This window comes from Mesorhizobium sp. C395A (assembly GCF_030323205.1).
Classification (GTDB): Bacteria; Pseudomonadota; Alphaproteobacteria; order Rhizobiales; family Rhizobiaceae; genus Mesorhizobium.
In genome coordinates this window covers 2,455,870-2,481,654 of sequence record NZ_CP100473.1, presented here as the reverse complement: position 1 = coordinate 2,481,654, position 25,785 = coordinate 2,455,870, and the positions used below count along the sequence as shown (strand labels likewise).

The 25,785-nt window shown below is 63.0% G+C and carries 23 protein-coding genes, 1 tRNA gene and 1 pseudogene; 20 read left to right on the top strand and 5 right to left on the bottom strand.

What is annotated here, in order from left to right; all coding sequences use genetic code 11:
• Positions 1–10 precede the first annotated feature (10 nt).
• From NLY37_RS12280 to NLY37_RS12195, 18 genes and pseudogenes are all read left to right on the top strand, one after another.
• Positions 11–292, top strand: a complete 282-nt coding sequence (locus NLY37_RS12280) for a pentapeptide repeat-containing protein (protein ID WP_023741635.1) — start codon at positions 11–13, stop codon at positions 290–292.
• Entirely contained in the window at positions 292–2,373 is a 2,082-nt protein-coding gene (gene nuoG / locus NLY37_RS12275; RefSeq protein WP_023741634.1) for an NADH-quinone oxidoreductase subunit NuoG, read from the top strand. The genes NLY37_RS12280 and nuoG overlap by 1 nt, the downstream gene beginning before the upstream one ends.
• 2 nt (positions 2,374–2,375) lie before the next feature.
• Positions 2,376–3,419 (top strand): NADH-quinone oxidoreductase subunit NuoH, encoded by a 1,044-nt coding sequence (nuoH, locus tag NLY37_RS12270; RefSeq protein WP_023685202.1) that lies wholly within the window; start codon positions 2,376–2,378, stop codon positions 3,417–3,419.
• Positions 3,419–3,910 (top strand): NADH-quinone oxidoreductase subunit NuoI, encoded by a 492-nt coding sequence (gene nuoI / locus NLY37_RS12265; RefSeq protein ID WP_023685203.1) that lies wholly within the window; start codon positions 3,419–3,421, stop codon positions 3,908–3,910. The genes nuoH and nuoI overlap by 1 nt, the downstream gene beginning before the upstream one ends.
• Before the next feature lie 123 nt (positions 3,911–4,033).
• Positions 4,034–4,654 (top strand): NADH-quinone oxidoreductase subunit J, encoded by a 621-nt coding sequence (locus NLY37_RS12260; protein ID WP_023706138.1) that lies wholly within the window; start codon positions 4,034–4,036, stop codon positions 4,652–4,654.
• Between the two features lie 2 nt (positions 4,655–4,656).
• The gene (locus NLY37_RS12255; protein WP_023670811.1) at positions 4,657–4,917 is read left to right on the top strand and encodes a hypothetical protein; all 261 of its coding nucleotides are present in this window, start codon (positions 4,657–4,659) and stop codon (positions 4,915–4,917) included.
• 7 nt (positions 4,918–4,924) lie between these two features.
• The gene (gene nuoK / locus NLY37_RS12250; protein WP_023670810.1) at positions 4,925–5,233 is read left to right on the top strand and encodes an NADH-quinone oxidoreductase subunit NuoK; all 309 of its coding nucleotides are present in this window, start codon (positions 4,925–4,927) and stop codon (positions 5,231–5,233) included.
• Between the two features lie 10 nt (positions 5,234–5,243).
• On the top strand, positions 5,244–7,217 hold the full coding sequence (gene nuoL, locus NLY37_RS12245) for an NADH-quinone oxidoreductase subunit L (protein ID WP_023741633.1): 1,974 nt from the start codon (positions 5,244–5,246) through the stop codon (positions 7,215–7,217).
• Positions 7,217–8,722 (top strand): NADH-quinone oxidoreductase subunit M, encoded by a 1,506-nt coding sequence (locus tag NLY37_RS12240; RefSeq protein WP_023670808.1) that lies wholly within the window; start codon positions 7,217–7,219, stop codon positions 8,720–8,722. Before nuoL ends, NLY37_RS12240 begins: the two co-directional genes overlap by 1 nt.
• Before the next feature lie 18 nt (positions 8,723–8,740).
• Positions 8,741–10,176, top strand: a pseudogene (gene nuoN, locus NLY37_RS12235) (NADH-quinone oxidoreductase subunit NuoN).
• A gap of 4 nt (positions 10,177–10,180) precedes the next feature.
• Positions 10,181–11,002, top strand: a complete 822-nt coding sequence (locus NLY37_RS12230; protein ID WP_023670806.1) for a biotin--[acetyl-CoA-carboxylase] ligase — start codon at positions 10,181–10,183, stop codon at positions 11,000–11,002.
• A 32-nt stretch (positions 11,003–11,034) separates the two neighbouring features.
• Entirely contained in the window at positions 11,035–12,708 is a 1,674-nt protein-coding gene (locus NLY37_RS12225) for a ribonuclease J (protein WP_023690300.1), read from the top strand.
• A gap of 90 nt (positions 12,709–12,798) precedes the next feature.
• The gene (gene mce, locus NLY37_RS12220; protein WP_023690961.1) at positions 12,799–13,203 is read left to right on the top strand and encodes a methylmalonyl-CoA epimerase; all 405 of its coding nucleotides are present in this window, start codon (positions 12,799–12,801) and stop codon (positions 13,201–13,203) included.
• Positions 13,200–13,484: a DUF1467 family protein gene (locus NLY37_RS12215; protein WP_023741631.1), complete on the top strand. Its 285-nt coding sequence runs from the start codon at positions 13,200–13,202 to the stop codon at positions 13,482–13,484. Before mce ends, NLY37_RS12215 begins: the two co-directional genes overlap by 4 nt.
• A 729-nt stretch (positions 13,485–14,213) precedes the next feature.
• Positions 14,214–15,542 carry a proline--tRNA ligase gene (gene proS / locus NLY37_RS12210; protein ID WP_023670802.1) on the top strand — a complete coding sequence of 443 codons (1,329 nt, stop codon included), beginning with the start codon at positions 14,214–14,216 and terminating at the stop codon, positions 15,540–15,542.
• Positions 15,543–15,646: 104 nt separating this feature from the next.
• Entirely contained in the window at positions 15,647–16,885 is a 1,239-nt protein-coding gene (locus NLY37_RS12205; protein WP_031246113.1) for a lipoprotein-releasing ABC transporter permease subunit, read from the top strand.
• Positions 16,882–17,565, top strand: coding sequence for an ABC transporter ATP-binding protein (locus NLY37_RS12200; RefSeq protein ID WP_023690966.1), 684 nt, complete (start codon positions 16,882–16,884; stop codon positions 17,563–17,565). The genes NLY37_RS12205 and NLY37_RS12200 overlap by 4 nt, the downstream gene beginning before the upstream one ends.
• A 461-nt stretch (positions 17,566–18,026) precedes the next feature.
• Positions 18,027–19,277, top strand: coding sequence for a peptidase M50 (locus tag NLY37_RS12195; protein WP_023741629.1), 1,251 nt, complete (start codon positions 18,027–18,029; stop codon positions 19,275–19,277).
• 19 nt (positions 19,278–19,296) lie between these two features.
• On the opposite strand, the gene lipB is transcribed toward NLY37_RS12195, so the two are convergent.
• Positions 19,297–20,040: a lipoyl(octanoyl) transferase LipB gene (gene lipB, locus NLY37_RS12190; protein ID WP_023741628.1), complete on the bottom strand. Its 744-nt coding sequence runs from the start codon at positions 20,038–20,040 to the stop codon at positions 19,297–19,299.
• A gap of 338 nt (positions 20,041–20,378) precedes the next feature.
• On the opposite strand from lipB, the gene NLY37_RS12185 reads away from it, so the two are divergent.
• Positions 20,379–20,463, top strand: a tRNA-Leu gene (locus NLY37_RS12185).
• 200 nt (positions 20,464–20,663) lie between these two features.
• Here the strand turns inward: NLY37_RS12185 and NLY37_RS30780 are convergent.
• Positions 20,664–20,897, bottom strand: coding sequence for a GcrA family cell cycle regulator (locus NLY37_RS30780; RefSeq protein WP_081726058.1), 234 nt, complete (start codon positions 20,895–20,897; stop codon positions 20,664–20,666).
• A gap of 235 nt (positions 20,898–21,132) precedes the next feature.
• Positions 21,133–22,212: a sensor histidine kinase gene (locus tag NLY37_RS12180; RefSeq protein ID WP_023685214.1), complete on the bottom strand. Its 1,080-nt coding sequence runs from the start codon at positions 22,210–22,212 to the stop codon at positions 21,133–21,135.
• A gap of 399 nt (positions 22,213–22,611) precedes the next feature.
• On the opposite strand from NLY37_RS12180, the gene NLY37_RS12175 reads away from it, so the two are divergent.
• Positions 22,612–23,544 carry a TauD/TfdA dioxygenase family protein gene (locus tag NLY37_RS12175; RefSeq protein ID WP_023685215.1) on the top strand — a complete coding sequence of 311 codons (933 nt, stop codon included), beginning with the start codon at positions 22,612–22,614 and terminating at the stop codon, positions 23,542–23,544.
• A gap of 27 nt (positions 23,545–23,571) precedes the next feature.
• Here the strand turns inward: NLY37_RS12175 and sucD are convergent, their stop codons facing one another.
• Together sucD and NLY37_RS12165 are read right to left on the bottom strand one after the other, a co-directional pair.
• Positions 23,572–24,471, bottom strand: a complete 900-nt coding sequence (gene sucD, locus NLY37_RS12170) for a succinate--CoA ligase subunit alpha (RefSeq protein WP_023741627.1) — start codon at positions 24,469–24,471, stop codon at positions 23,572–23,574.
• A gap of 128 nt (positions 24,472–24,599) precedes the next feature.
• Positions 24,600–25,784 (bottom strand): malate--CoA ligase subunit beta, encoded by a 1,185-nt coding sequence (locus NLY37_RS12165; RefSeq protein ID WP_023741626.1) that lies wholly within the window; start codon positions 25,782–25,784, stop codon positions 24,600–24,602.
• Between the last annotated feature and the right edge of the window lies 1 nt (position 25,785).

Here is a 25,785-nt window from a genome sequence, read left to right as displayed (position 1 = left end):
GGTGGCAGGCATGGAGATCCACGACAGGAGCGATGTTCTCGATGTGCGCAATGCCATGGTCAGCAACTCCAGATTTGACGATGTGAACTTGTCGAACACGCAGTTTCACAACGTCGACCTGTCGGCGGCCGTTGTGGAGGACGCGAACCTCGCGGACGCGTTTTTCAGCAATGTGAATATGAGCAATTTGAAGATAGAAAACGCTGAAGTCGCCGGCATGATGATCAATGGCATCAGGCTGAGCGATCTGTTTCAGGCATATGAGACGGCGCAGACCGCCGGGGGCAATTGATGGCAAAGCTCAAGGTCGACGGGAAAGAGATCACTGTACCCGACCACTACACGCTGCTGCAGGCGGCCGAGGACGCCGGCGCGGAAGTGCCGCGCTTCTGCTTCCATGAGCGGCTGTCGATCGCCGGCAATTGCCGCATGTGCCTGATCGAGGTGAAGGGCGGGCCGCCCAAGCCGCAGGCCTCCTGCGCCATGAATGTGCGCGACCTGCGTCCGGGTCCGAATGGTGAGGCGCCTGAAATCTTCACCAACACGCCGATGGTCAAGAAGGCCCGCGAAGGGGTGATGGAATTCCTCTTGATCAACCATCCGCTGGATTGCCCGATCTGCGACCAGGGCGGCGAATGCGACCTGCAGGACCAGGCGATGGCCTTCGGCGTCGATTCCTCGCGCTATCACGAGAACAAGCGCGCGGTCGAAGACAAGTATATCGGCCCATTGGTCAAGACGGTTATGAACCGCTGCATCCACTGCACGCGCTGCGTCCGCTTCACCACGGAAGTTGCAGGCATTTCCGAGCTTGGCCTGATCGGCCGCGGCGAGGATGCCGAGATTACCACCTATCTCGAAAGCGCCATGACCTCGGAGCTGCAGGGCAATGTCATCGACCTTTGCCCGGTCGGCGCGCTGACGTCGAAGCCTTTCGCCTTCCAGGCACGGCCGTGGGAGCTGACCAAGACCGAATCCATCGACGTCATGGACGCCGTCGGCTCGGCAATCCGCGTCGACAGCCGCGGCCGGGAGGTGATGCGCATCCTGCCGCGCGTCAATGAAGCGGTGAACGAGGAGTGGATTTCCGACAAGACCCGCTTCATCTGGGACGGATTGCGAACGCAGCGCCTCGACCGCCCCTATGTCCGCAAGGACGGAAAGCTGGCGCCGGCCAGCTGGGCCGAAGCGTTCGTTGCGATCAGGGATGCGGTGTCGAATGCTGCGCCCGAGAAAATCGGCGCGATTTCGGGCGATCTTGCCGCCGTCGAGGAAATCTACGCACTGAAGCAGCTTATGGCTGCGTTGGGCTCAAGGAACACCGATTGCCGCCAGGACGGCGCCGCACTCGATCCGGCGCTCGGCCGCGCCAGCTACATCTTCAACCCGACCATCGAGGGCATCGAGCAGGCCGACGCGGTGCTGATCATCGGCGCCAATCCGCGCTTCGAGGCCTCGGTGCTCAATGCCCGCATCCGCAAGCGCTGGCGGATCGGCAATCTGCCGGTCGGCGTCATCGGCGAGGTCGGCGACACGCGTTACGACTACGAACAGCTCGGCGCCGGTCCGGAGTCCTTGAAAGATCTGGCCGACGGCAATGGCAAGTTCTTCCAGGTGCTGAAGAAGGCGACGCATCCTCTGATCATCGTCGGCCAGGGCGCGCTGTCGCGTGCCGACGGCGCGGCGGTGCTCGGCCAGGCGGCGAAACTCGCCACGGCCGTCAACGCTGCGCGCGCCGACTGGAACGGCTTTGCCGTGCTGCACACTGCGGCCGCGCGCGTCGGCGGTCTCGATGTCGGCTTCGTGCCTGGCAAGGGCGGCAAGAACGTTGCCGGCATGCTGGGGGAGAGCGAGGTTCTGTTCCTGCTCGGCGCCGACGAGGTCGACATGTCCAAGACCGGCGGCGCCTTCGTCGTCTATGTCGGCACGCATGGCGACGCCGGTGCGCACCGCGCCAATGTCATCCTGCCGGGAGCCGCCTACACCGAAAAGTCCGGCACCTATGTCAACACCGAGGGACGCGTGCAGCAGACCAACCGCGCCGGCTTCGCGCCGGGCGATGCGCGCGAAGACTGGGCGATCCTGAGGGCGCTGTCGGATGTGCTCGGCAAGAAACTGCCATTCGATTCGCTGCAGCAGCTGCGCGCCAAACTTTATGGCGAATACCCGCATCTCGCCCGCATCGATCATGTTGTCTCAGGCAACCCCGACGACATCGCCAGGGTGGCGAAGCTCGGCGGGCGGCTGAACAAGGGCACTTTCACCTCGCCGGTCACGGATTTCTATCTGACGAACCCGATCGCGCGGGCCTCCGCCGTCATGGCGGAATGCTCGGCGCTGGCGAAAAACGGCTTCAGGCAGGCGGCAGAGTAGACATGGACACCTTCTTCTCCTTCTACGTGCTACCGACGCTGATCATCCTTTTGAAGTCGGTCGTGCTGATCGTCGTTTTGCTGATCGGGGTCGCCTATCTGCTTTACGCCGACCGCAAGATCTGGGCGGCGGTGCAATTGCGCCGCGGCCCGAACGTCGTCGGCCCGTGGGGCACGCTCCAGGCCTTCGCCGATTTGCTGAAATTCGTCTTCAAGGAACCGGTGATCCCGTCCGGCGCCAACAAGGGCGTGTTCCTGCTGGCGCCGCTGGTCTCGGCGGTGCTCGCCATCTCGGCCTGGGCGGTCATTCCCGTCAATGCCGGCTGGGGGATCGCCAACGTCAATGTCGGCATCCTCTACGTCTTCGCCATCTCCTCGCTCGAGGTCTACGGCGTGATCATGGGCGGCTGGGCGTCCAACTCGAAATACCCGTTCCTCGGCGCGCTGCGCTCGGCGGCGCAGATGGTGTCCTACGAAGTCTCGATCGGCTTCGTCATCGTCACCGTGCTGCTCTGCGTCGGCTCGCTCAACCTGTCGGACATCGTGCTGTCGCAGCAGGATGGGCTGGGCACCAAGCTTGGCCTGCCCAACAGCTTCCTCGACTGGCACTGGCTGGCGCTGTTCCCGATGTTCGTCATTTTCTTCATCTCGGCGCTGGCCGAGACCAACCGCCCGCCCTTCGACCTGGTGGAAGCCGAGTCGGAACTCGTCGCCGGCCATATGGTCGAATACTCCTCGACGCCGTTCCTGTTGTTCTTCCTCGGCGAATACGTCGCCGTGGTGATGATGTGCGCGCTGGCCACCATCCTGTTCCTCGGCGGCTGGCTGCCGCCCTTCGACTTCGCCCCCTTCACCTGGGTGCCCGGCGTGATCTGGTTCGTGCTCAAGATCTGCCTGATGTTCTTCATGTTCTCGATGGTGAAGGCCTTCGTGCCGCGCTACCGCTACGACCAGCTGATGCGGCTGGGCTGGAAAGTGTTCCTGCCGATCTCCCTGTTCATGGTCGTTGCCACCGCGGCCTTCCTCAAAATCACGGGGTTTGCGTGATGTCCGCTTTTGGCCAGGCCGCAAAATCGCTGCTGCTGCAGGATTTCGTCAGCGCCTTCTTCCTGTCGATGCGCCAGTTCTTCGCGCCGAAGGAAACGATCAACTATCCGCACGAGAAAGGGCCGACCAGCCCGCGCTTCCGTGGCGAGCACGCGCTGCGCCGCTATCCCAATGGCGAGGAACGCTGCATCGCCTGCAAATTGTGCGAAGCGATCTGTCCGGCGCAGGCGATCACCATCGAGGCCGGCCCGCGCCGCAATGACGGCACGCGCCGCACCGTGCGCTACGACATCGACATGGTGAAGTGCATCTATTGCGGCTTCTGCCAGGAAGCCTGCCCGGTCGACGCCATCGTCGAGGGGCCAAATTTCGAGTTCGCGACGGAGACGCGCGAAGAGCTTTACTACGACAAGGACAGGCTGCTGGCGAATGGCGACCGCTGGGAGCGCGAACTGGCGCGCAACATCTCGCTGGACTCGCCCTACCGCTGACATTTGACGCATGGACGGGGCGAGGGGCCTCGTCTAAGGACAACGCAACTTGCCGGCCGGAGGCGGTCGCAGAAATCAAACAGGACGGATGTCCTGTTTGGACAGGAACCCGGGGGATCCCCAATGCTGAGTGGACTAGAGGCGGCCTTTTTCTACCTCTTCGCCTTTGTCGCGGTGGCGTCGGCCTTCATGGTCATTTCGTCGCGCAACCCCGTGCATTCCGTGCTGTTCCTGATCCTGACCTTCTTCAACGCCGCCGGCCTGTTCATGCTGACCGGCGCCGAGTTCCTGGCGATGATCCTGCTTGTCGTCTATGTCGGCGCGGTCATGGTGCTGTTCCTGTTCGTCGTCATGATGCTCGATGTCGACTTCGCCGAGATGAAGGAAGGCGCCCTGCAATATGCGCCGATCGGCGCGCTGGTCGGGCTGATCCTGGCGGCCGAGCTGATCGTGGTGCTCGGCGGCTACACCTTCGCGCCGCAACTGGCCTCGACGGTCTCCAAACCCATCCCGGATCTTGCCGCGCGGACAAACACCGCAGCACTCGGCGACATCCTCTATACCGACTACCTCTACTACTTCCAGATTTCGGGCCTCATCCTGCTGGTCGCCATGATCGGCGCCATCGTGCTGACGCTGCGCCACAAGGAAGGGATCAAGCGGCAGTCGATCGCAGCCCAGGTCGGCCGCACGCCGACGACAGGCATGGAAATCCGCAAGGTCAAGTCGGGCGAGGGGCTCTGACGATGTTCGGTCGTTTGAAGAAAAAATACTGGGGAGAGCAGGTTGCCTCTTGGCGGGTTGATTCGACTGAAAAGGCCTGGGTATTCGTCTGGAATCGCGACGGGAATCTTACGCTGAACATCAAGAGCGAAGATTTCACATACGTTCAGGGGGCAGGCCGGAATGATGCAACAGTTATCTTCGAGCCTTCTGCCATAGACAGCCTTTTGGACGCCATCGTATCCGCGCGTTCAATGATTCAACAAATGCCGGGAAAGGTTTGATCTGGCCATGGTCGTCGGCATCGCACATTACCTGACCGTATCGGCGATCCTGTTCACGCTGGGCGTGTTCGGCATCTTCCTGAACCGCAGGAACATCATCGTCATCCTGATGTCGATCGAGCTGATCCTTTTGGCGGTCAACATCAATTTCGTTGCCTTCTCGGCGGCATTGGGCGATCTCGTCGGCCAGGTGTTTGCCCTGTTCGTGCTGACGGTCGCCGCCGCCGAAGCGGCCATCGGTCTTGCCATTCTCGTCGTCTTCTTCCGCAACCGCGGCTCGATCGCGGTCGAAGACGTGAACCAGATGAAGGGTTGACGGGGCTAACATGTATCAAGCGATCGTCTTCCTTCCGCTGCTCGGCTTCCTGATCGTCGGTCTGTTCGGCAATTCGCTGGGCGCCAAGGCATCGGAATACATCACCTCGGGCTTCCTGGTGATCTCGGCCGTGCTGTCCTGGGTCGCCTTCTTCTCCGTCGGCTTCGGCGAGGGCGAGGTGTTCACCGTGCCGGTACTGCGCTGGATCCAATCCGGCGGGCTCGACGCGTCCTGGGCGCTCAGGATCGATACGCTGACGGTGGTCATGCTGGTGGTGGTCAACACGGTGTCGGCGCTGGTCCACATCTATTCGATCGGCTACATGCACCACGATCCGAACCGGCCCCGCTTCTTTGCCTATCTGTCGCTGTTCACCTTCGCCATGCTGATGCTGGTGACGGCCGACAATCTGGTGCAGATGTTCTTCGGCTGGGAAGGGGTGGGTCTCGCCTCCTATTTGCTGATCGGCTTCTGGTACAAGAAGCCGTCGGCCAATGCCGCTGCGATCAAGGCCTTCGTCGTCAACCGCGTCGGCGATTTCGGCTTTGCGCTCGGCATTTTCGGCGTCTTCGTTTTGTTCGGCTCGGTCAATCTCGGCACCATCTTCGCCAATGCCGCGACGTTCATTCCGGCTGAAGGCGCACCACAAGGCGCCGCCGTGCTGACCTTCCTCGGCTATGCGCTGGACAAGCAGGCGGCCATGACCATCGTCTGCCTGCTGCTGTTCATGGGCGCGATGGGCAAGTCGGCGCAGGTGCCGCTGCACACCTGGCTGCCGGACGCGATGGAAGGCCCGACCCCGGTCTCGGCACTGATCCATGCCGCCACCATGGTGACGGCCGGCGTGTTCATGCTGGCGCGGCTGTCGCCGCTGTTCGAACTGTCGCATTCGGCGCTGACCGTGGTGACCTTCATCGGCGCCTTCACCGCCTTCTTCGCGGCGACCGTCGGCCTGGTCCAGAACGACATCAAGCGCGTCATCGCCTATTCAACCTGTTCGCAGCTCGGCTACATGTTCGTGGCGCTCGGCGTCGGCGCCTATGGCGCGGCGATCTTCCATCTGTTCACACACGCCTTCTTCAAGGCGCTGCTGTTCCTGGGCTCCGGCTCGGTCATCCATGCCGTCTCCGACGAGCAGGACATGCGCAAGATGGGCGGCCTGCGGAAGCTCATTCCGAAGACCTACTGGATGATGGTGATCGGCACGCTGGCGCTGACCGGCGTCGGCATTCCGCTGACCGTCATCGGCACCGCCGGCTTCTTCTCCAAGGATGCCATCATCGAGGCTGCCTTTGCCGGCCACAATTCGGTCGCCGGCCTCGCTTTCGTCCTGCTGGTCATCGCCGCCTGCTTCACCTCGTTCTACTCCTGGCGGCTGATCTTCATGACCTTCCACGGCGAGCCGCGGGCGAGCCACGACGTCATGCACCATGTCCATGAATCGCCGCCGGTGATGCTGGTGCCGTTGTTCATCCTGGCCGCGGGCGCGCTGTTTGCCGGTGTTATCTTCCATGGCGCCTTCATCGGCGAGGGCTATGCCGAGTTCTGGAACGCATCGTTGTTCACGCTGCCGGACAACCACATCCTGCACGATATCCACGAATTGCCGCTGTGGGTCGAGCTGGCACCGTTCGTCGCCATGGTCATCGGCTTTGCCGTCGCCTGGAAGTTCTACATCCGCTCGCCGGAACTGCCCCGCAGTGTCGCCGCCAACCATCGGCTGCTCTATGCCTTCCTGCTCAACAAATGGTACTTTGACGAACTCTACGACGTCCTGTTCGTGCGGCCGGCAAAGGCGCTGGGCAGGTTCCTGTGGAAGACGGGCGACGGCACCATCATTGACGGGCTCGGTCCTGACGGCATTTCGGCGCGCGTCGTCGATGTAACCGACCGCGTCGTCAAGCTGCAGACCGGCTATCTCTATCACTATGCCTTCGCCATGCTGATCGGCGTGGCCGCACTCGTCACCTGGATGATGCTCTGATGACCGCCTGGCCAATCCTCTCGCTGGTCACTTTCCTGCCGCTCGTAGGTGTGCTGCTGATCCTGTTCATCAGGGATGACAGCCCGAATGCGCGTCGCAACATCCGCGCCATCGCGTTCACGACGACAGCGGCCACCTTCATCATCTCCCTGTTCATCTGGACCGGCTTCGACAATTCGCAGGCCGGCTTCCAGTTCGTCGAGAAGTTTGCCTGGTTGGATTCCGGCATCTCCTACCATATGGGCGTCGACGGCATTTCGATGCTGTTCGTCATCCTGACGACGTTCCTGATGCCGCTCTGCATCCTGGCGTCGTGGGAAGCGATCGACAAGCGGGTCAAGGCCTACATGATTGCCTTCCTGCTCTTGGAAACGCTGATGATCGGCGTGTTCTGCGCGCTCGACATCGTGCTGTTCTACGTCTTCTTCGAGGCCGGCCTGATCCCGATGTTCATCATCATCGGCGTCTGGGGCGGCAAGCGCCGCGTCTATGCCTCGTTCAAGTTCTTCCTCTACACGTTGGCCGGCTCGGTGCTGATGCTGCTCGCCATCATGGCGATGTTCTTCCAGGCGGGCACCACCGACATCCCGACGCTGTTGACGCACAACTTCCCGGCCCACATGCAGACATGGCTATTTCTGGCCTTCTTCGCCTCCTTCGCGGTGAAGATGCCGATGTGGCCGGTGCACACCTGGCTGCCCGATGCGCACGTCGAAGCGCCGACGGCGGGCTCGGTGATCCTGGCCGGCATACTGTTGAAAATGGGTGGGTACGGCTTCCTGCGGTTCTCCCTGCCGATGTTCCCGCTAGCGTCGGAAATGTTCGCGCCGCTGGTGTTTACGCTGTCGGTCGTCGCCATCATCTACACCTCGCTGGTGGCGCTGATGCAGGAGGACATGAAGAAGCTGATCGCCTATTCCTCCGTCGCCCATATGGGCTTCGTCACCATGGGCATCTTCGCCATGAACCAGGAAGGCGTGCAGGGCGCGATCTTCCAGATGCTGAGCCACGGCCTCGTCTCGGGCGCGCTGTTCCTGTGCGTCGGCGTCATTTACGACCGCATGCACACACGCGAGATCGACGCCTATGGCGGCTTGGTCAACAACATGCCGAAATACGCCACGGTGTTCCTGATCTTCACCATGGCCAATGTCGGCTTGCCGGGCACATCAGGCTTCGTCGGCGAGTTCCTGACCATGCTCGGCGTGTTCCGGGTCAACACCTGGGTGGCGTTCTTCGCCGCCACCGGCGTCATCCTGTCGGCGGCCTACGCGCTCTGGCTCTACCGCCGGGTGATCTTCGGCGCGCTGACCAAGGAAAGCCTGAAGGGCCTGCTCGATCTGTCGACGCGCGAGAAGGCGATCATCTACCCGTTGGTCGTGCTGGTCATCTTCTTCGGCGTCTATCCCGCTCCCGTCTTCGATGCCACGGCCCAGTCGGTCAAGGCGCTCGTCACCAATGTCACCGCATCCATCGGCGCCGCGCAGACCGCGGCGGCCAACTGACCAGAGGTTTTGCGAACCATGACGCCGGACCTTTACTCCAGTCTTTCGCTCTCGACGCCGGAGCTAATCCTCGCCATCGGCGCGCTGGCGCTGTTGATGGTGGGCGCCTATTCGCGCGCCAACACTGCCATTCTGGTGACTGGCCTTGCCGTCGCCGTGCTGGTGATCGCAGGCCTATGGCTGATCTTTCCCACAGGGCAGGGCGCAGCCTACGGCAACGCCTTCATCCAGGATCCGTTCTCCCGCTTCATGAAGGTGCTGTCGCTGATCGGTTCGGCGGTGACGCTGGTGATGTCGATGCGCTTCGCCAGGCAGGAGCATTTCGACAAGTTCGAATACCCGGTGCTGATCCTGCTCTGCACGCTCGGTATGATGCTGATGATCTCGGCCAACGGCATGATCGGGCTCTATCTCGGCCTCGAACTGCAGTCGCTGGCGATTTACGTGCTGGCGGCGATCAACCGCGACAATCTGCGTTCGACCGAGGCCGGTTTGAAGTATTTCGTGCTGGGCGCGCTGTCGTCGGGCATGCTGCTTTACGGCATCAGCCTCATTTACGGCTACACCGGCAATGTAGGCTTCCAGGAAATTGCCTCCGCGCTTGGCAGCGGCGAGCGCCAGTTGGGTCTCGTCGTCGGCCTGGTCTTCGTTTTGGCCGGCCTTGCCTTCAAGATTTCGGCGGTGCCGTTCCACATGTGGACGCCCGATGTTTACGAGGGCGCGCCGACGCCGGTCACCGCCTTCCTGGCGGCCGCTCCCAAAATGGCGGCAATGGCGCTGATCGTGCGCGTCACCATGGGCGCCTTCAAGCCGATCGCTTCCGACTGGCAGCAGATCATCGTCTTCATCTCGATCGCCTCGATGGCGCTCGGCTCCTTTGCCGCGATCGGCCAGACCAACATCAAGCGGCTGATGGCGTACTCCTCGATCGGCCATATGGGGTATGCGCTGGTCGGCCTTGCCGCCAACAGCCAGGCCGGCGTGCGCGGCGTCGCCATCTACATGCTGATCTATCTCGTCATGACGCTCGGCACCTTCGCCTTCATCCTCGCCATGCGGCGCAAGGAAGGCAATGTCGAGCAGATCAGCGATCTCGCCGGTCTGTCGTCGACCAATCCGATCATGGCGACGATCCTGACCATCCTGATGTTCTCGCTGGCCGGCATCCCGCCGCTCGCCGGCTTCTGGGGAAATGGTACGTGTTCCTCGCCGCCATCAACGCCAACCTCTATGCGCTGGCGATCATCGGCGTGCTGGCCTCCGTCGTGGGCGCTTTCTACTATCTGCGTATCATCAAGATCATGTGGTTCGACGAACCGGCCGGTGGCTTCGTGCCGATGGCGGTTGAGCTGCGCCTCGTGCTTGGTGTCTCCGGCGCTTTCGTGCTGTTCTATGTGCTGATCGGCGGTCCGATCGCGACCTACGCCGAAGCCGCCGCCAAGACATTTTTCTGACCGGATGGCATTTCGGCTGGCTCCGACCTCTGAGACGGAAGGGTTCCGGCTCGAGGCGCATGACAGTGTGGGTTCCACCAACACGCTGGCGCTGGACCATGCAAGGGCAGGCGATCCCGGCAAATTGTGGGTCGTTTCCAAGAAGCAGGAAAGCGGTCGTGGCCGCCGCGGCAGGGCCTGGGTATCGCCCGAGGGCAATCTGGCGGCGACATTGCTGGTCATCACCGGCGGTGAGTTGCGTCTGGCGGCGACGCTGGGCTTCGTCGCCGGCCTGTCGCTGGCCGATGCGCTCGACGCCGTGGTGCCGAAGGGCAGGATCGCTATCGGCCTCGACGGCGCCAGCCAGGGGCAGAACCGCTTCGAGCTGAAATGGCCGAACGATGTGCTGGCCTCCGGCGCCAAGCTGGCCGGCATCCTGCTGGAATCGGCCATTCTCGATGGCGGCCGTTTCGCGGTGGCGGTGGGCATCGGCGTCAATGTGGTGGCGCATCCGCCGGATTTGCCGTATCCGGCGACATCGCTTCAGGCACTGGGCGCGACATGCGACGCCGAAACGCTGTTCTTGGCGCTGTCCGATGCCTGGACCGACAATGCCCGGCTGTGGGACGACGGACGCGGGCTCGACGCCATCCGGCGTCGCTGGCTGGCGCGCGCGGCGGGGCTTGGCGGCGAGGTTGCTGTCAGGATTGACGGGAATGTGGTGCGCGGTACCTTCGAGACCATTGACGCGGACTGCCGTTTCGTGATCCGCGATGATGAGGGGTCGGTCGTGACGGTAGCCGCCGGCGACGTGCATTTCGGCGCCGTCGCGTCGGCAAAGATTTAGGGCTGGTCGCAAGGGCCGGGAAGGGAAATTTGATGGCGAAAGCGCAAAACGCCGAACTCGTCTTCGTGCCGCTCGGCGGCGTCGGCGAGATCGGCATGAACTTCGCCCTTTACGGCTATGGGCCGCCTAGCGCGCGCGAGTGGATCGTCGTCGATGTCGGCGTGACCTTTCCCGATGCGGCGCATCCGGGCGTCGACCTGATCCTGCCCGATACGCGCTTCATCGAGGAGAACCTCGCCGGCCTGCGCGGCATCATCATCACCCACGCGCATGAAGACCATTACGGGGCGCTGCTCGACATCTGGCCTAAGCTGAAGGCGCCGGTGTGGATGACGCCGTTCAGCGCCGGCCTGCTGGACGCCAAGCGCCAGGGCGAGCAGGGCGCGCCGAAGAAAATTCCGGTGACGATCTACCGGGCAGGCGAGACATTCACCGTCGGCCCGTTCTCGATCGAGGCCATTCCGGTTGCGCACTCGATCCCCGAGCCGATGTCGCTGGCGATCACCTCGCCGGCCGGCACCGTCATCCATACCGGCGACTGGAAGATCGATCCGGAACCGACGATCGGTCCGAAAACCGACGAGGCGCGGTTTCGCGCCTATGGCGACAAGGGCGTGCTGGCGCTGGTCTGCGATTCCACCAATGCGCTGCGCGAAGGCGAATCGCCGTCGGAAGTGGCGGTGGGCGAAGGCCTCAGGGGCGTCATCCAGAGCGCTGTCGGCCGTGTCGCCGTCACCACCTTCTCCTCCAATGTCGGACGCATCGTCTCCATCGCCAAGGCGGCGCGCGATGCCGGCCGCCAGTGCCTGGTGCTCGGCCGCTCGCTGAAGCGGGTCATCGATGTCGCCGGCGAACTCGGTTACATGGACGGGCTGCCGGAGTTCATCGCCGAGGAGGATTTCGGCTTCATCCCGCGCGAGAACCTGGTCATCATCTGCACCGGCAGCCAGGGCGAGGCGCTGGCGGCACTGGCAAAACTGTCGCGCGACGAGATGAAATCGGTGTCGCTGACGGCCGGCGACACGGTGGTGTTTTCCTCACGCACCATTCCCGGCAACGAGAAGGCGATCCTCGAGATCAAGAACCGCCTCATCGACCTCGGCATCAAGATCATCGAGGATGGCGACGCGCTTGTGCATGTCTCCGGCCATCCCCGCCGCAGCGAATTGCGCAGGATGTATGAGTGGGTGCGGCCGCAGATCGGCGTTCCCGTGCATGGCGAAGCCGCGCATCTGGTGGCGCAGGGGTCGCTGATGTCGACCTCCGGCATCGGCCAGGTGGCGCAGGTGCGCGACGGCGACATGCTGCGGCTGGCGCCGGGTCCGGCCACGATCATCGACCAGGTGCCGTTCGGCCGCATCTACAAGGACGGCAGGCTGATCGGCACCGACCAGGCGATGGGCATACGCGACCGGCGCAAGCTATCCTTCGCCGGCCATGTCGCGGTCAATGTCGTGCTCGACGATAAATATGAGCTCGCCGGCGATCCCGATCTGGTCGCCATCGGCGTCGCCGAGGCCGATGCCCGTGGCGAAAACATGGAAGATCTGATGCTCGACGCGGCCGTCGGCGCGGTCGACTCGATCCCTCGCCAGCGCCGCAAGGACCTCGATCTGGTGCAGGAAGCGGTGCGCCGCGCCGTGCGCGGCGCCGCCAACGAGGCCTGGGGCAAGAAGCCGCTGGTGACGGTGTTTGTGACGAGGTGAGGGAATAGGCGGTAGGCAGTGGAGAAAAATGCAGATGTATCACTACTGCCTACTGCCCATTCCCTACTCCCTTAACTTGTGGAGCACTTCATGCTGGGACGCCTGAACCATGTAGCACTTGCCGTACCGGACCTGGCCGCGGCGATTGCGGCCTATCGCGACACACTTGGCGCGCGGGTGACTGCGCCGCAGGCTTTGCCCGAGCATGGCGTGACGGTGGTGTTCGTCGATGTCGGCAACACCAAGATCGAACTCCTGGAGCCGCTGGGCGAACGGTCGCCGATCGCGGCCTTTCTGGCGAAGAACCCCTCGGGTGGCATGCATCATGTCTGCTACGAAGTCGACGACATCCTTGCCGCGCGCGATCACCTCAAAGCAAGCGGCGCCCGCGTGCTGGGCGACGGCAATCCCAAAACCGGCGCTCACGGCAAGCCGGTGCTGTTCCTGCATCCCAAGGATTTCTTCGGCACGCTGGTCGAACTGGAGCAGGCATGAGCTGGATTTCGTTTGCCGCGCTGTTCTTCATCACATGGTGGCTGATGCTGTTCATCGTGCTGCCGTTCAGCGTCAAGACGCAGGATGACGACCAGGACGTGACGCTGGGCACGGTTGCGAGCGCGCCGCGCGGACCGCATATGCTGCGCGCCGTGATCCGCACCACCATCGTCACGGCTGTCGTCATGGGGGTTTTCTACAGCCTGACGCACGGGCTGGGTTACAGCCTCGACGAAGTCCCCCACATCATCCCCGAAGCCAGCCAGACACCGGATAACTAACACTTTCCCGCCGACAGATCGGGTGGGGTGTTCGTGCCTGTTTTCGAAGCGCCAAACTCAGGTTTTGTCTCGCCAGCCTGCGATGCGCAATAGGCGGCCAGACATGGCCCACCCGCATTAGAATCACGGCTGGGTATCAGGCTGACGCAAGCTCACGTGATTTGGGAACAGGTTGATCTAACCAGATGATCGGGCAAAAAAAATGCAAGGCACAAGGCCTTGCAATTTAAACGCGTTCCGATCTGTTTTCCGGTTTCCGGCGGCAGCGGGTAACCGCGCCTAGATCGCATCCTCCCAAGACTTTGACCGCGTAGGAGAGCAGATTTTTCTCCACCCTCTCGGTTATCGGGGCACACTAGCCTAACCCTGATGAAATTGTCACGCAGAATTTTGCCCGCAATTGGGCAATCTGTGCTGCAGTGCACAATAGTGCGGCAGGCTTTGCTTGCGAAACGAACAACACCGGGGCTGCCGCCTTAATCTGGTCAGGTGTGCCGCGTCGCCCGGACGCGCAAAGCGTGTGTGAGCACTTCGGAGTTAGGTCATCATTTTGTATCAAAAGCATTATCGTTTTCGGTGCGAAGGTCTTTGGAAGAAGAATCGATTTTTGCGATTTCCGGCCGATGCGGCCGGTCGGGTTTCCATTCCGTCACGAAATAGCTATGAAGCCGGGGCAAGCAAGCCAGCCGCGCCGATTCCGGCGCAGCCTCCTCTCTCACGGACCTGTCCATGCGTTTGTCGCAGTTTTTCCTGCCCATCCTGAAAGAAAATCCGCGCGAGGCCGAGATCGTCTCGCACCGGCTGATGCTGCGTGCCGGCATGATCCGCCAGCAGGGGCAGGGCAGCTTTTCCTGGCTGCCGCTGGGCAAGCTGGTGCTGGACAAGGTCTGCCGCATCATCCGCGAGGAGCAGAACCGCGCCGGCGCTCTGGAAATCCTGATGCCGACCATCCAGTCGGCCGATCTGTGGCGCGAAAGCGGCCGCTATGACGATTACGGCAAGGAGATGCTGCGCATCAAGGACCGGCAGGACCGCGACATGCTTTACGGTCCGACCAATGAGGAAGTGGTCACCGAGATCGTGCGCGCCTACGTCAAGTCCTACAAGGACTTGCCGCTAAACCTCTACCACATCCAGTGGAAGTTCCGCGACGAGGTGCGGCCGCGCTTCGGCGTCATGCGCTCGCGCGAATTCCTGATGAAGGATGCCTATTCCTTCGACCTCGATTTCGAGGGCGCGAAGGCCGCCTATAACCGCATGTTCGTATCCTATCTCAGGACGTTCACGCGCATGGGGCTGCAGGCCATTCCGATGCGGGCCGACACCGGGCCGATCGGCGGCGATCTCAGCCATGAATTCATCATCCTGGCCGACACCGGCGAGAGCCAGGTCTATTGCGACCGCGAATATCTGTCGCTGCAGGTGCCCGGCGAGAAAACCGACTTCGGCAATGACGGCGAGATCGCCGACATCGTCAAGACGTGGACGACGCCTTACGCCGCCACCGACGAGATGCATGACGAGGCGGCCTGGGACAAGCTTGGCGAAGCCGACCGGGTCTCGGCACGCGGCATCGAGGTCGGCCACATCTTCCATTTCGGCGACAAATATTCCAAGCCCATGGGCGCCAAGGTGACCGGGCCCGACGGCAAGGATCATTTCGTTTCCGGCGGCTCCTACGGTATCGGTCCGTCGCGGCTGGTGGCGGCGATCATCGAGGCCAGCCATGACGATAACGGCATCATCTGGCCGGAAGCGGTGACGCCGTTCGACATCGGCCTGATCAACATGAAGGCCGGCGACGCCGAGTGCGACCGCGTCTGCGGCGAGCTCTACGCCGCCTTCACCAGCGCCGGCAAGGATGTGCTTTACGACGACACCGACCAGCGGCCGGGCGGCAAGTTCGCCACCGCGGACCTGATCGGCCTGCCCTGGCAGGTGATCGTCGGGCCGCGCGGCGTGGCCGCCGGCGAGATCGAGATCAAGAACCGCCGGACCGGCGAGCGCGAGACGCTGCCGGTCGCGGAGGCCAGGAAACGCTTCGGTGCAACCGCATGAGCGAAGCCGCGGCAGCGAAGTCTTCGGTAGCCCAGTCTCCGGTTGGCAAGTCTCCGGTCGCCAAGTCTCCGGTCACCAAGTCTCCGGTCGCCGGCCCGTTCTCCATGTTCGAACGCATGGTCGCCTGGCGTTATTTGCGGTCGCGCCGCAAGGAGACGGTGATCTCGGTCATCGCCTCGATCTCCTTCCTAGGCATAATGCTGGGCGTCGCCACGCTGATCGTCGTCATGGCTGTCATGAACGGGTTTCGAGCCGAACTTCTGACCCGCATCCTCGGCGTCAACGGCCATCTGATCGTGCAGCCGCTGGATTCGCCGCTTGAGGATTATGCGCAGGTCGCAGCCCGCATCAACGGCGTGGCCGGCGTCAAATACGCGATCCCGCTGATCGACGGCCAGGTGCTGGCGCAGGGCAATGTCGGCGGCGGCATGGGCGCGCTGGTGCGCGGTATCAGGGCCGAAGACCTCGGCAAGATCGCCATCGTCGCCCAAAACGTCAAGCAAGGCACGCTTGACGGCTTCGACTCCGGCGAGGGCGTCGCTATCGGCAAGCGCATGGCGGAGAATCTCGGCCTTGTGCTCGGCGACACCATCACGCTGATCTCGCCGGACGGCGATGTGACGCCGATGGGCACGACGCCGCGACTGAAGGGCTACAAGGTGGCGGCGATCTTCGAGGTCGGCATGTCGGAGTATGACAGCTCCATCGTCTACATGCCGTTTTCCGAAGCGCAGCTCTATTTCAACATGGACGGCAGGGCGCAGACGATCGAGATCTATGTCGACAACCCCGATAATGTCGATGCGCTGAAACCGCTGGTCGATGAGGCGGCGCAGCGGCCGATCGATATGGTCGACTGGCGCCAGCGCAACGAGACCTTCTTTTCGGCGCTGCAGGTCGAGCGCAACGTCATGTTCATGATCCTGACGCTGATCGTGCTGGTGGCGGCGCTCAACATCATCTCCGGCCTGATCATGCTGGTGAAGGACAAGGGCCACGATATCGCCATCCTGCGCACAATGGGCGCCTCGCGCGGCGCCATCCTGCGCATCTTCCTGATGACGGGCGCTGCGATCGGCGTAACCGGCACGCTCGCCGGCGTGCTGCTCGGGGTGCTCATCTGCACCAACATCGAATCGATCCGCCAGTTCTTCTCCTGGATGACCGGCAAGGTGCTGTTCAATCCGGAACTCTATTTCCTCAGCCAACTGCCGGCAAAGATGGACCCACGCGAGACCACCTATGTCATCCTGATGGCGCTCGGCCTGTCCTTCCTGGCAACAGTGTTTCCGGCATGGCGCGCCGCACGGCTCGATCCGGTCGAGGCCTTGAGATACGAATGAAGTCCGAGATCATTATCGAGCTGAAGAGCGTCGAGCGGCACTATGTCCAGGGGCCGCGCAAGCTCACCATTTTGAACGGCGCCGACTTTTCGCTGAAGCGCGGCGAGATGGTGGCGCTGGTGGCGCCGTCGGGCACCGGCAAGTCGACGCTGCTGCACACGGCGGGCCTGCTCGAGCGCCCCGACGCCGGCGACGTCATTCTGGCCGGCCGCGCCTGCGGACGGCTCTCCGACGACGAACGCACGGCAATCCGCCGCAACGATGTCGGCTTCGTCTATCAGTTCCATCATCTGCTGCCGGAGTTTTCGGCGCTCGAAAACATCATGATGCCGCAGCTGATCAAAGGGCTTTCGCGCAAGGAGTCGTCGGAGCGCGCAGCACAGCTGCTCGACTATATGCAGATCGGCAAGCGCGCGTCGCACCGTCCGTCGGAGCTGTCCGGCGGCGAACAGCAGCGCGTCGCCATCGCCCGTGCCGTCGCCAATGCGCCCTTGCTGCTTTTGGCCGACGAGCCGACCGGCAATCTCGACCCGGTCACCGCGTCCTATGTCTTCGAGGCGCTTGGCGCGCTGGTCAAGCAGTCCGGCCTTGCCGCGCTGATCGCGACCCACAATCACGAACTCGCCTCGCGCATGGACCGCCGGGTGACGTTGGCGGATGGCAAGGTCGTTCCGTTGTAGGCCCCAACTTCCTCATCCTAGGGTCTGCGCCGCGTCGCTGCGCTCCTTGCTCCGCCCTAGGATCACGAAGTGATTGGTGCGTGTCCCGATCGCAAAGGCATGCGATGCGCCCTGCGTCAGCACTGCCGTCACCCCGTCAACCTTTCGTTAACCCTGCCCAAACCGGCTGTCAGGATTCGTCGGCATGCCGCTTTCCGCTCATTGACTTTCGAACAAAGTTAGAACAAAATACGAACATAGCAACAACAGGAGAGAGTTATGAGCGATCTTGTTCAGGACGTCGTTTCGTTGGTGTGCATGAGTGCGTTTCTGGTTTCCATGGCCGTCTGGATCGGCGCCATGTGATGCAACTGCTGTTCGCCGCAGTGTTTTAGGCGGGCAGGAGGGGCGTTGTGCCGTTAAGCCTTTCTTGCCGCCGTGCCGCTAGGGTGCCCTGCCAAATACAGGGAGCAAAACCTCAGGTGTCGCCGATCGTGACGGCCCTTCTCGTGGCCGGTAATCTCGGATTGATTTTCCTTTTGATGACCGCGCCGCTCGGTTTGCGCACGGTGAGGCTCAGCCGCGTGGTCGCAATGGACCGGCAGCGCCTCTGGCAGGCGCTGTGGCCGCTCGGCAGCGATGCCGGCTGGTCCGGCGAGATACTCTCGGCCCAGCCGCTGGACGGGCAGGGCACGGCCCGCATCCTGCTGTCGTGGGAAGGCCGGGACGGCCAGCCGATCGAGCGCAGGTCGCGCTTCGAGGACGTCGTCGAAGGCAGTCGTTTTTCGATGCGGGTCATCGAGGATACCGCGCTCGACGCGTCGTTCTGGAAGGATTTTTATGAGACCACCGAACTCACCTCGGAAGGTGCCGGCACGCGGGTGACGCTCAGTCAGACCGATCGCTATCGCGGCGTCGCCTTCCTGGTGTTCCGCTACTTCGCCATGCGCCGCGAGCTCGGCAAGCTGGAGATCTGGGCGAGGACCGGACAGTATCGCAAGGGCGGCTGGTTCGAGCATCCGCTGAGCCAGGTCGGTTTCGCCGTTCTGTCGGCTTTCATCCTTTGGCCGTTCTTCGGGCTCAATCTTGGCGGCCTGGCGCTGGCCGCGATCCTGACCTCGGTGGTCGCCCTGCATGAGCTCGGCCACATGGCGGCCTTCCGGCTGACCGGTCATCGCAAGGCGCGGATGATCTTTATCCCGCTGCTCGGCGGCATCGCCATTGGTGGCCGGCCTTATGACAGCCGCTTCGAGGTCGCCTTCGTGGCGCTGATGGGCGCCGGCTTTTCCGCGTTCCTGGTTCCGCTGCTGATCGTCGCCAGCGGGCTCGCGTCCGGCGAGGGACATCGGCTCGCCGCGGCCCTTCTGGCGACGCTTGCCGGCTTTGCCGCGCTGTTCAACATCGCCAATCTGGTGCCGGTGTGGAAATTCGACGGCGGCCAGGTGCTGCGCCAGATCTGCCCGGGGCCGGTCGCCCTGGCGCTCGCCTCGTTTTCCCTGCTCTCGGCCTTGCTGTGGCTTGGCTGGCTGGCCGGCTTTTCCCAAAGCTTTCTGCTGGTGGCGGGCGCCGTCTTTGCCATCCTCAGCCTGATGACAGTGGGTAGCGGGGTAAAACCGCGCCACGAATTGAAGCCGATCCGCATCTTCGATCGTTTCGCCATGGCCGGCGCGCTGCTGGCCGTCTTCGCCATTCACGGTTTCGGGCTGTTGTGGGCCTCGGCGCGGTTGCTTTGAGCGTTGGTCGAGGCGAGACTCAGCCGGCCTTGCGAGCCGGTTCTGCAGAAGTTGACTTCGCTGCCCCGAAAACATCCTCGAAGGCGGATTTCAGCGCCAGGTCGAAATCGCCCATGGTCACGGGCAGGCCGAGGTCGACGAGGCTGGTGACGCCGTGATCCGGCACGCCGCATGGCACGATGCCGCTGAAATGGCTGAGATCCGGCTCGACATTGACGGCAATGCCATGAAAGCTCACCCAGCGCCGCAGCCGGATGCCGATGGCCGCGATCTTGTCTTCAGCCGGCGAGCCGTCGGGCAGGGACGGGCGCTCGGGCCGCACCACCCAGACTCCGACGCGGTCCTCGCGGCGTTCGCCGCGCACATTGAAGGTGGCAAGCGTGCCGATGATCCACTGCTCGAGCGCGGCGACGAAGGCGCGCACATCCTCGCGCCGGCGCTTCAGGTCAAGCATGACATAGGCAACCCGCTGCCCCGGCCCGTGATAGGTGTATTCGCCGCCGCGCCCCGCGGCAAAGACCGGGAAACGGTCGGGGTCGATCAGGTCCTCGATGCGGGCGCTGGTCCCGGCGGTGTAAAGCGGCGGATGCTCGACCAGCCAGACCATCTCGGCGGCTGCACCCGCGCGGATCGCCTCGGCGCGCGCTTCCATCAGGGCCAGCGCATCGGTGTAGCCGGTCAGGCCGGGCTCGATGCGCCATTCGACCGGCGCCGAACCCGGCAAGGGCAGGAACGACGTGGCGATCTGGCTGCGTTCGGTCATGGCTTTTTCGTTTTTCGCGTGATGCACGCCGGCTTGGCGAAACCGCCTTGCGCTCTGGGGCCAAATGCATTTGCCCTTCATATGGCGGTATCCGGCTGAAACGTCCAGTTCGCCACGCATTTCGGCCTTCGCGCACGACCCCGAAGATAGGAACGATCTTCGGAAAGGATCATGCGCCAAATCAAAGTGCTGCAGCGTCCTTTGCGCGTCCCACAGGACGCGCGGCGCTGTAGAGGCCGATATGCCAATTCGCGGCGATTATTGCGCGCCGCGCCCTTGTTTCGCAGGAAACGATTTGCTACACGCCGCGAGCCGGTTCGTTCCGGCTCCTACCACGGGCGGTCGTGGCGGAATTGGTAGACGCGCAGCGTTGAGGTCGCTGTGGGGCAACCCGTGGAAGTTCGAGTCTTCTCGACCGCACCATAATTTTTCGGCCATTGAAATCATTGCGGCTTCTCAGGCCGTCGACGCCAAATCATCGCCTTTGGCGCTTGAACCGGCCGCAGCAGAGTTGCAACAAGAGGTCGCAGAGCCGCACGCGAACGCCGCTTGGCTCGCACCGGCCAGCCTCCTGCACCTGAGTCCCCGGCTTTGCCGGTGGCGGGGCAGGGGATGTGATTGACCTAAGCGGCGCGTCGTTGCGGGAAATGGAGACCCGGACGGGCTCGACGAGGGTCAACGGCCGTCACGACGGTGTGGTGGTGATCGCAGTAGACGCGATCCGGCGACGTCGGCCCGGCACAAAACCGGTAACCACCGGGTACCGACCGGTCTTCGCTCACCGGGAAGCGGCACTGGTGCAGGCCTAGCTGAATGAGGGGGACGTCTCTCGACGCTGGTCTGATATTTTCACGCATGATGGTTTTCAGTTTCCTGGTTCATAGCCATTGCCGGCTGACGGCCGCGATGCGACCGGTCGGAGCGAGCTTCTCTCGTTTTGGAGGGCTGTGGACCACATATGGTGCTGATAGCACCGTCAAAGAAGCCCGGCGCCCCGCTTCTGCAGCCAAATCGTTTGCGACTTAAGGCCACACCCGCGAGCGCCCGAAGCACCTGTCCGGCCGGGATTTGCCGGCGCGCCGTTGCATAGCCTCAGTCCGTCGCCGCCGATCGCTTGAAGACGATGGTGACCCTGGTTCCCTCGCCGGCACTCGACTTGACGTCGAATTGCGCCTTGGCATTTTCGGTCAGCGACCGCGCGATCAAGGAGCCGAGCTTGCCGGGCCTGGGCCAGGTCTCACCCGTCGGCAGACCGATCCCATCATCGGCGACAGTCACCCGGCAACCATCGCCGCTGACGACGCTGTGCAGCGTGATCGTGCCGCCATCGCGCCCGACGAATGCATGTTTGAGAGCGTTGGTCAGCAACTCATTGACGACCAGGCCTGTCGGCATGGCAACGTTGATGGATACCGGATAGGTATCCACCTTAAGGTCGAGGCGGATACCTTCGACTGCGTGCGACGCCATGACGGCGGACGCGATCTGGCTAAGGTACACGCCAAGATCCACCTCATCCTTCTGCTGGTCAGCCGACAATGTCTGGTAGAGGATTGCCAATGCGTCTACCCGGCCGGCAAGCCTTTCGAAACGCTTCTGGTCCGGTTCGGTGGCGTTGCGGGTTTCCATCCGGATCAAAGCGGTGATCATCTGCAGATTGTTTTTCACCCGATGCTGCAGTTCGCGCAACAGGGTGTCCTTCTCCCGGATGAGCTCCTCCGCGGGTCGCGCGTCCTCGGTCTCACCGTGTGCCGTGACGTCGACAAGCGCCACCAGCCGGAAGCAGAGCTTGCCGTTGTCGTCCTCGATAACGTTGGAATAAACGTCGACGATTGCCGGCTTGTCCTCGCCGCGCTCGAGGCGAAACGTGCCGACGAAATCGGTGTCTTCAACGACAGCCTCGGCGAGCGGCCTGTCCTTCTGCCGATGAAGCCCCCTGCCGGAAAGGGCCGCCCAGTTTTCCCGCGCAAGCTTCGGCGCCTTGAGGTCCGAGAGCTTCTCGAATTCGGGATTGGCGTAGACGACACGTTCCTTCGCGATCAATTCCGAGACGGCGATCGCGATCGGCATCTGGTCGAGAAATTTCTTGAACTGGTCGCTTTCCAGCGCGGTGGCGAGGTCAGGCGTATCGAGCAATTGCTCGACAGCGTCAGCCTTATCGGAGTCTGTCATCTCGGCGCCTGCGTGATGCGTGGAAGCCATCAATATCAGGCATGCAATTCACCCGCCATCTCCAATATCGAAGGGGATACGACAGCGTCACTACTGGTGCGGGCCGCGTCGCGCAGCGCTCCACCGCCTGCCGCTCACGAACGAATTGGACAGAAGGCATTTTTCTCAGGGCCGCCGAACTTTGAAAAGAAATGTCTATGGAATTTGTAGAATTACGCTTTGAATGGGATCTCGGTACTGCTCGCAAGCCTTGGCGGCCTTCGCCTCCTGAGTTGAGATCAGTGCTCTCGTTGCCAAGCAAGTCGGCTCCCGATGAGGGAGTTGCTCCGCCGATCGCTATGCGGCCGGCAGACGGCGGAGCATTGCCACCAGCCCGCGGCTTTAGAGGAAGAGGTTCCCATGACCAGACTTACCCCCGTAGAGCAGATCATCCCGGATGCCGATATTGTCCCGCTTACCGGACGCGTCGGCGCAGAGATCAGGAACATTCGGCTCTCCGGCGACCTGCCGCAGCAGACGGTCGCGGCGATCAACCAGATCCTGTTGCGGCACAAGGTGGTGTTCTTCCGCGACCAGGCGCATCTCGACGATGCCGAGCAGGAGCGCTTTGCCCAGCGTCTCGGCGACCTCGTCCCGCATCCGACCCAAGGTCCCGTCAAGGGAACGGCGTCCATTCTCGAACTCGATTCCAGCCGTGGCGGCGGTCGCGCCGACCAATGGCATACCGATGTCACCTTCGTCGACGCCTATCCGAAATTCTCCGTTCTTCGCGGCGTCGTCATACCGCCGGCCGGCGGCGACACCATCTGGTCGAACACCGCGGCCGCCTATCAGGACCTGCCCGAGCCGTTGAAGCTGCTGGCCGACAATCTCTGGGCGGTGCACAGCAACGCCTACGATTACGCCGCGGTGCGGCCGCGTGCGAGCGCCGCGGAAAAGAAGCACTTCGAGGAAATCTTCACCTCGACGATCTACGAGACCGAGCATCCCGTTGTCCGCGTCCATCCCGAAACAGGCGAGCGCTCGCTGCTGCTCGGCAATTTCGTGCAACGGCTGATCGGTCTTTCCAAAAGCGATTCGGCGAAGCTCTACGAGGTGTTCCAGTCCTATGTCACGGCGCCGGAGAACACCGTGCGCTGGCGCTGGAAGGCCGGCGATGTGGCGATCTGGGATAACCGCGCGACGCAGCACTACGCCGTCAACGATTACGGCGACCAGCACCGGGTGGTCCGTCGCGCCACGGTCGACGGCGACATTCCGGTCAGCGTCGACGGCCGCCGCAGCGCCACCCGCACCAAGGTCGCGAAGCCGGCAGCCGACAAGGCGGCATGAGGCGCGGTCGAACGCGAAGGCCGCTGTTCAGGCGGCCTTCTTCATACGTGACAGCGTATCGGCGACCACCTCACCAAACGAGGACGGCGTCGGCACGATGATCACACCGGCCTCCTTCAGGATTTCGACCTTTTCCTGCGCCGACTCGCCGAAGGCCGAGATGATGGCGCCGGCGTGGCCCATGCGGCGGCCTTTGGGGGCGGAGAGGCCGGCGATGTAGGCGATCAGGGGCTTGCGCATATTATCGCGCGCCCAGATCGCGGCTTCGGCTTCCTGCGGTCCGCCGATCTCGCCGATCATCACCACCGCGTCGGTGTCGTCATCCTGTTCGAACAGTTTCAGCATGTCCTTGAAGGACGAGCCGTTGATCGGGTCGCCGCCAATGCCGACGCTGGTCGAGACGCCGATGCCGAGCGACTTCATCTGCGACGCCGCCTCGTAGCCGAGCGTTCCGGAGCGGCCGACAATGCCGACGCGGCCAGGCAGATAGATGCTGCCGGGCATGATGCCCATCAGCGCCTGTCCGGGCGTGATGACGCCGGCGCAGTTCGGGCCGATCAGCCGCATGCGGTCCTCGTAGCGGTAGCGCAGCATGTAGCGCTTGACCTGCATCATGTCCTGCGACGGGATGCCTTCGGTGATGCAGACGCAGAGTTTTATGCCGGCGTCGGCCGCTTCCATGATGGAATCGGCGGCAAATGGCGGCGGCACGAAGACGATGCTGGCCTCCGCGCGGGTCTCGCGCACCGCGCCCTTGACCGTGTTGAAGACAGGCAGGCCGAGATGCTTCTGGCCGCCTTTGCCGGGGGTGACGCCGCCGACCAGCTTGGTGCCGTAGCGCTTCATGTCCTCGGCATGGAAGCTGCCGATCTTGCCGGTGAACCCCTGGACGATGACGCGGGTGCTGCGGTTGAGCAGGATTGCCATTTTCTCGACCTCCCTAGAGCATGATGCCGAAAAGTGTGAAGCGGTTTTCGGACGACATCATGCTCCATCTGTTTGATTTTAGAGACGGATTCAGATTTCAGGTCGATTCGACCTGAAATCATCCGGCTCTAGGCTGCTTTTTTCTTGATGGCCGCGCGCCATGCGGCGACGGCCTTTTCGGCGGCTTCGGCCAACGTGTCGGCGACGATCACCGCCTCGCCGGAATCAGCCAGGATGCGGCGGCCTTCCTCGGCCCTGGTGCCGGAGAGACGGACCACCAGCGGCACGTTGACGCCGACCTCGCGTATTGCCTTGATGATGCCTTCGGCGACCCAGTCGCAGCGGTTGATGCCGGCGAAGATGTTGACCAGGATGGTCTCGACATTCTTGTCGCCGAGCACGGCGCGGAAGGATTTCGCCACCCGCTCGGGCGAGGCGCCGCCACCGATATCGAGGAAGTTGGCCGGTTCGCCGCCGGCGATCTTGATCATGTCCATGGTCGCCATGGCGAGGCCGGCGCCATTGATGATGCAGCCGATATTGCCGTCGAGGCCGACATACGAGAGGCCACGGTCGCTGGCGAAGGTTTCGCGCGGATCTTCCTGGCTCTTGTCGCGCAGCTCGGAGATTTCCGGCCGTCGGAACAGCGCGTTCTCGTCGAACGACATCTTGGCGTCGAGCGCGATCAGATTGCCGTCGCGGGTCACCACCAGCGGATTGATCTCCAGCATCGAGGCGTCGTAGTCGCGGAACACCCGGTAGCAGCTGAAGATGGTCTCGGTCGCCTTGCCGATCAGATTGTGGTCGAGGCCGAGCCCGAAGGCGATTTCGCGCGCCTGGAAACGCTGCATGCCGACGCCGGGATCGACCGATGTGCGCAGGATGGAGTTCGGCGCCTTTTCGACGATGTCCTCGATCTCCATGCCGCCGGCAGCCGAAGCCACGATCATGACGCGCTCTTCCTTGCGGTCGAGGACGAAGCCGACATAGAGCTCCTGCGCTATGTCGACGGCTTCCTCGAGATAGAGGCGCGAAATCAGCTTGCCGCGCGGGCCGGTCTGCTGTGTCACCAGCTTGCGGCCGAGCATGGCTTCGGCGGCGTCGGAGATTTCCTCGTCATTGGCGCATAGCTTGATGCCGCCGGCCTTGCCGCGGGCGCCGGAATGCACCTGCGCCTTCAGCACCCATTTGCTGCCGCCGATCTCGCGCGCCCTGTAGGTTGCCTGCTCGGGGCTGTAGGCCAGCCCGCCGCGCGGCACATGCACGCCGTGGCGTGCCAGCAGTTCCTTGGCCTGATATTCGTGGATGTCCATT

Bases quoted from the DNA above. Each gene is read 5' to 3' on its own strand.
- nuoG (WP_023741634.1), top strand. From the start codon at position 292: ATGGCAAAGCTCAAGGTCGACGGGAAAGAGATCACTGTACCCGACCAC.
- NLY37_RS12260 (WP_023706138.1), top strand. From the start codon at position 4,034: ATGCTGAGTGGACTAGAGGCGGCCTTTTTCTACCTCTTCGCCTTTGTC.
- NLY37_RS12280 (WP_023741635.1), top strand. From the start codon at position 11: ATGGAGATCCACGACAGGAGCGATGTTCTCGATGTGCGCAATGCCATG.
- NLY37_RS12165 (WP_023741626.1), bottom strand. From the start codon at position 25,784: ATGGACATCCACGAATATCAGGCCAAGGAACTGCTGGCACGCCACGGC.
- NLY37_RS12205 (WP_031246113.1), top strand. From the start codon at position 15,647: ATGTTCGAACGCATGGTCGCCTGGCGTTATTTGCGGTCGCGCCGCAAG.
- NLY37_RS12175 (WP_023685215.1), top strand. From the start codon at position 22,612: ATGACCAGACTTACCCCCGTAGAGCAGATCATCCCGGATGCCGATATT.
- nuoL (WP_023741633.1), top strand. From the start codon at position 5,244: ATGTATCAAGCGATCGTCTTCCTTCCGCTGCTCGGCTTCCTGATCGTC.
- NLY37_RS12255 (WP_023670811.1), top strand. From the start codon at position 4,657: ATGTTCGGTCGTTTGAAGAAAAAATACTGGGGAGAGCAGGTTGCCTCT.
- NLY37_RS12200 (WP_023690966.1), top strand. From the start codon at position 16,882: ATGAAGTCCGAGATCATTATCGAGCTGAAGAGCGTCGAGCGGCACTAT.
- NLY37_RS12240 (WP_023670808.1), top strand. From the start codon at position 7,217: ATGACCGCCTGGCCAATCCTCTCGCTGGTCACTTTCCTGCCGCTCGTA.
- sucD (WP_023741627.1), bottom strand. From the start codon at position 24,471: ATGGCAATCCTGCTCAACCGCAGCACCCGCGTCATCGTCCAGGGGTTC.
- nuoI (WP_023685203.1), top strand. From the start codon at position 3,419: ATGTCCGCTTTTGGCCAGGCCGCAAAATCGCTGCTGCTGCAGGATTTC.
- lipB (WP_023741628.1), bottom strand. From the start codon at position 20,040: ATGACCGAACGCAGCCAGATCGCCACGTCGTTCCTGCCCTTGCCGGGT.
- proS (WP_023670802.1), top strand. From the start codon at position 14,214: ATGCGTTTGTCGCAGTTTTTCCTGCCCATCCTGAAAGAAAATCCGCGC.
- mce (WP_023690961.1), top strand. From the start codon at position 12,799: ATGCTGGGACGCCTGAACCATGTAGCACTTGCCGTACCGGACCTGGCC.
- NLY37_RS12215 (WP_023741631.1), top strand. From the start codon at position 13,200: ATGAGCTGGATTTCGTTTGCCGCGCTGTTCTTCATCACATGGTGGCTG.
- NLY37_RS12180 (WP_023685214.1), bottom strand. From the start codon at position 22,212: ATGACAGACTCCGATAAGGCTGACGCTGTCGAGCAATTGCTCGATACG.
- NLY37_RS30780 (WP_081726058.1), bottom strand. From the start codon at position 20,897: ATGCGTGAAAATATCAGACCAGCGTCGAGAGACGTCCCCCTCATTCAG.
- nuoH (WP_023685202.1), top strand. From the start codon at position 2,376: ATGGACACCTTCTTCTCCTTCTACGTGCTACCGACGCTGATCATCCTT.
- NLY37_RS12225 (WP_023690300.1), top strand. From the start codon at position 11,035: ATGGCGAAAGCGCAAAACGCCGAACTCGTCTTCGTGCCGCTCGGCGGC.
- NLY37_RS12230 (WP_023670806.1), top strand. From the start codon at position 10,181: ATGGCATTTCGGCTGGCTCCGACCTCTGAGACGGAAGGGTTCCGGCTC.
- nuoK (WP_023670810.1), top strand. From the start codon at position 4,925: ATGGTCGTCGGCATCGCACATTACCTGACCGTATCGGCGATCCTGTTC.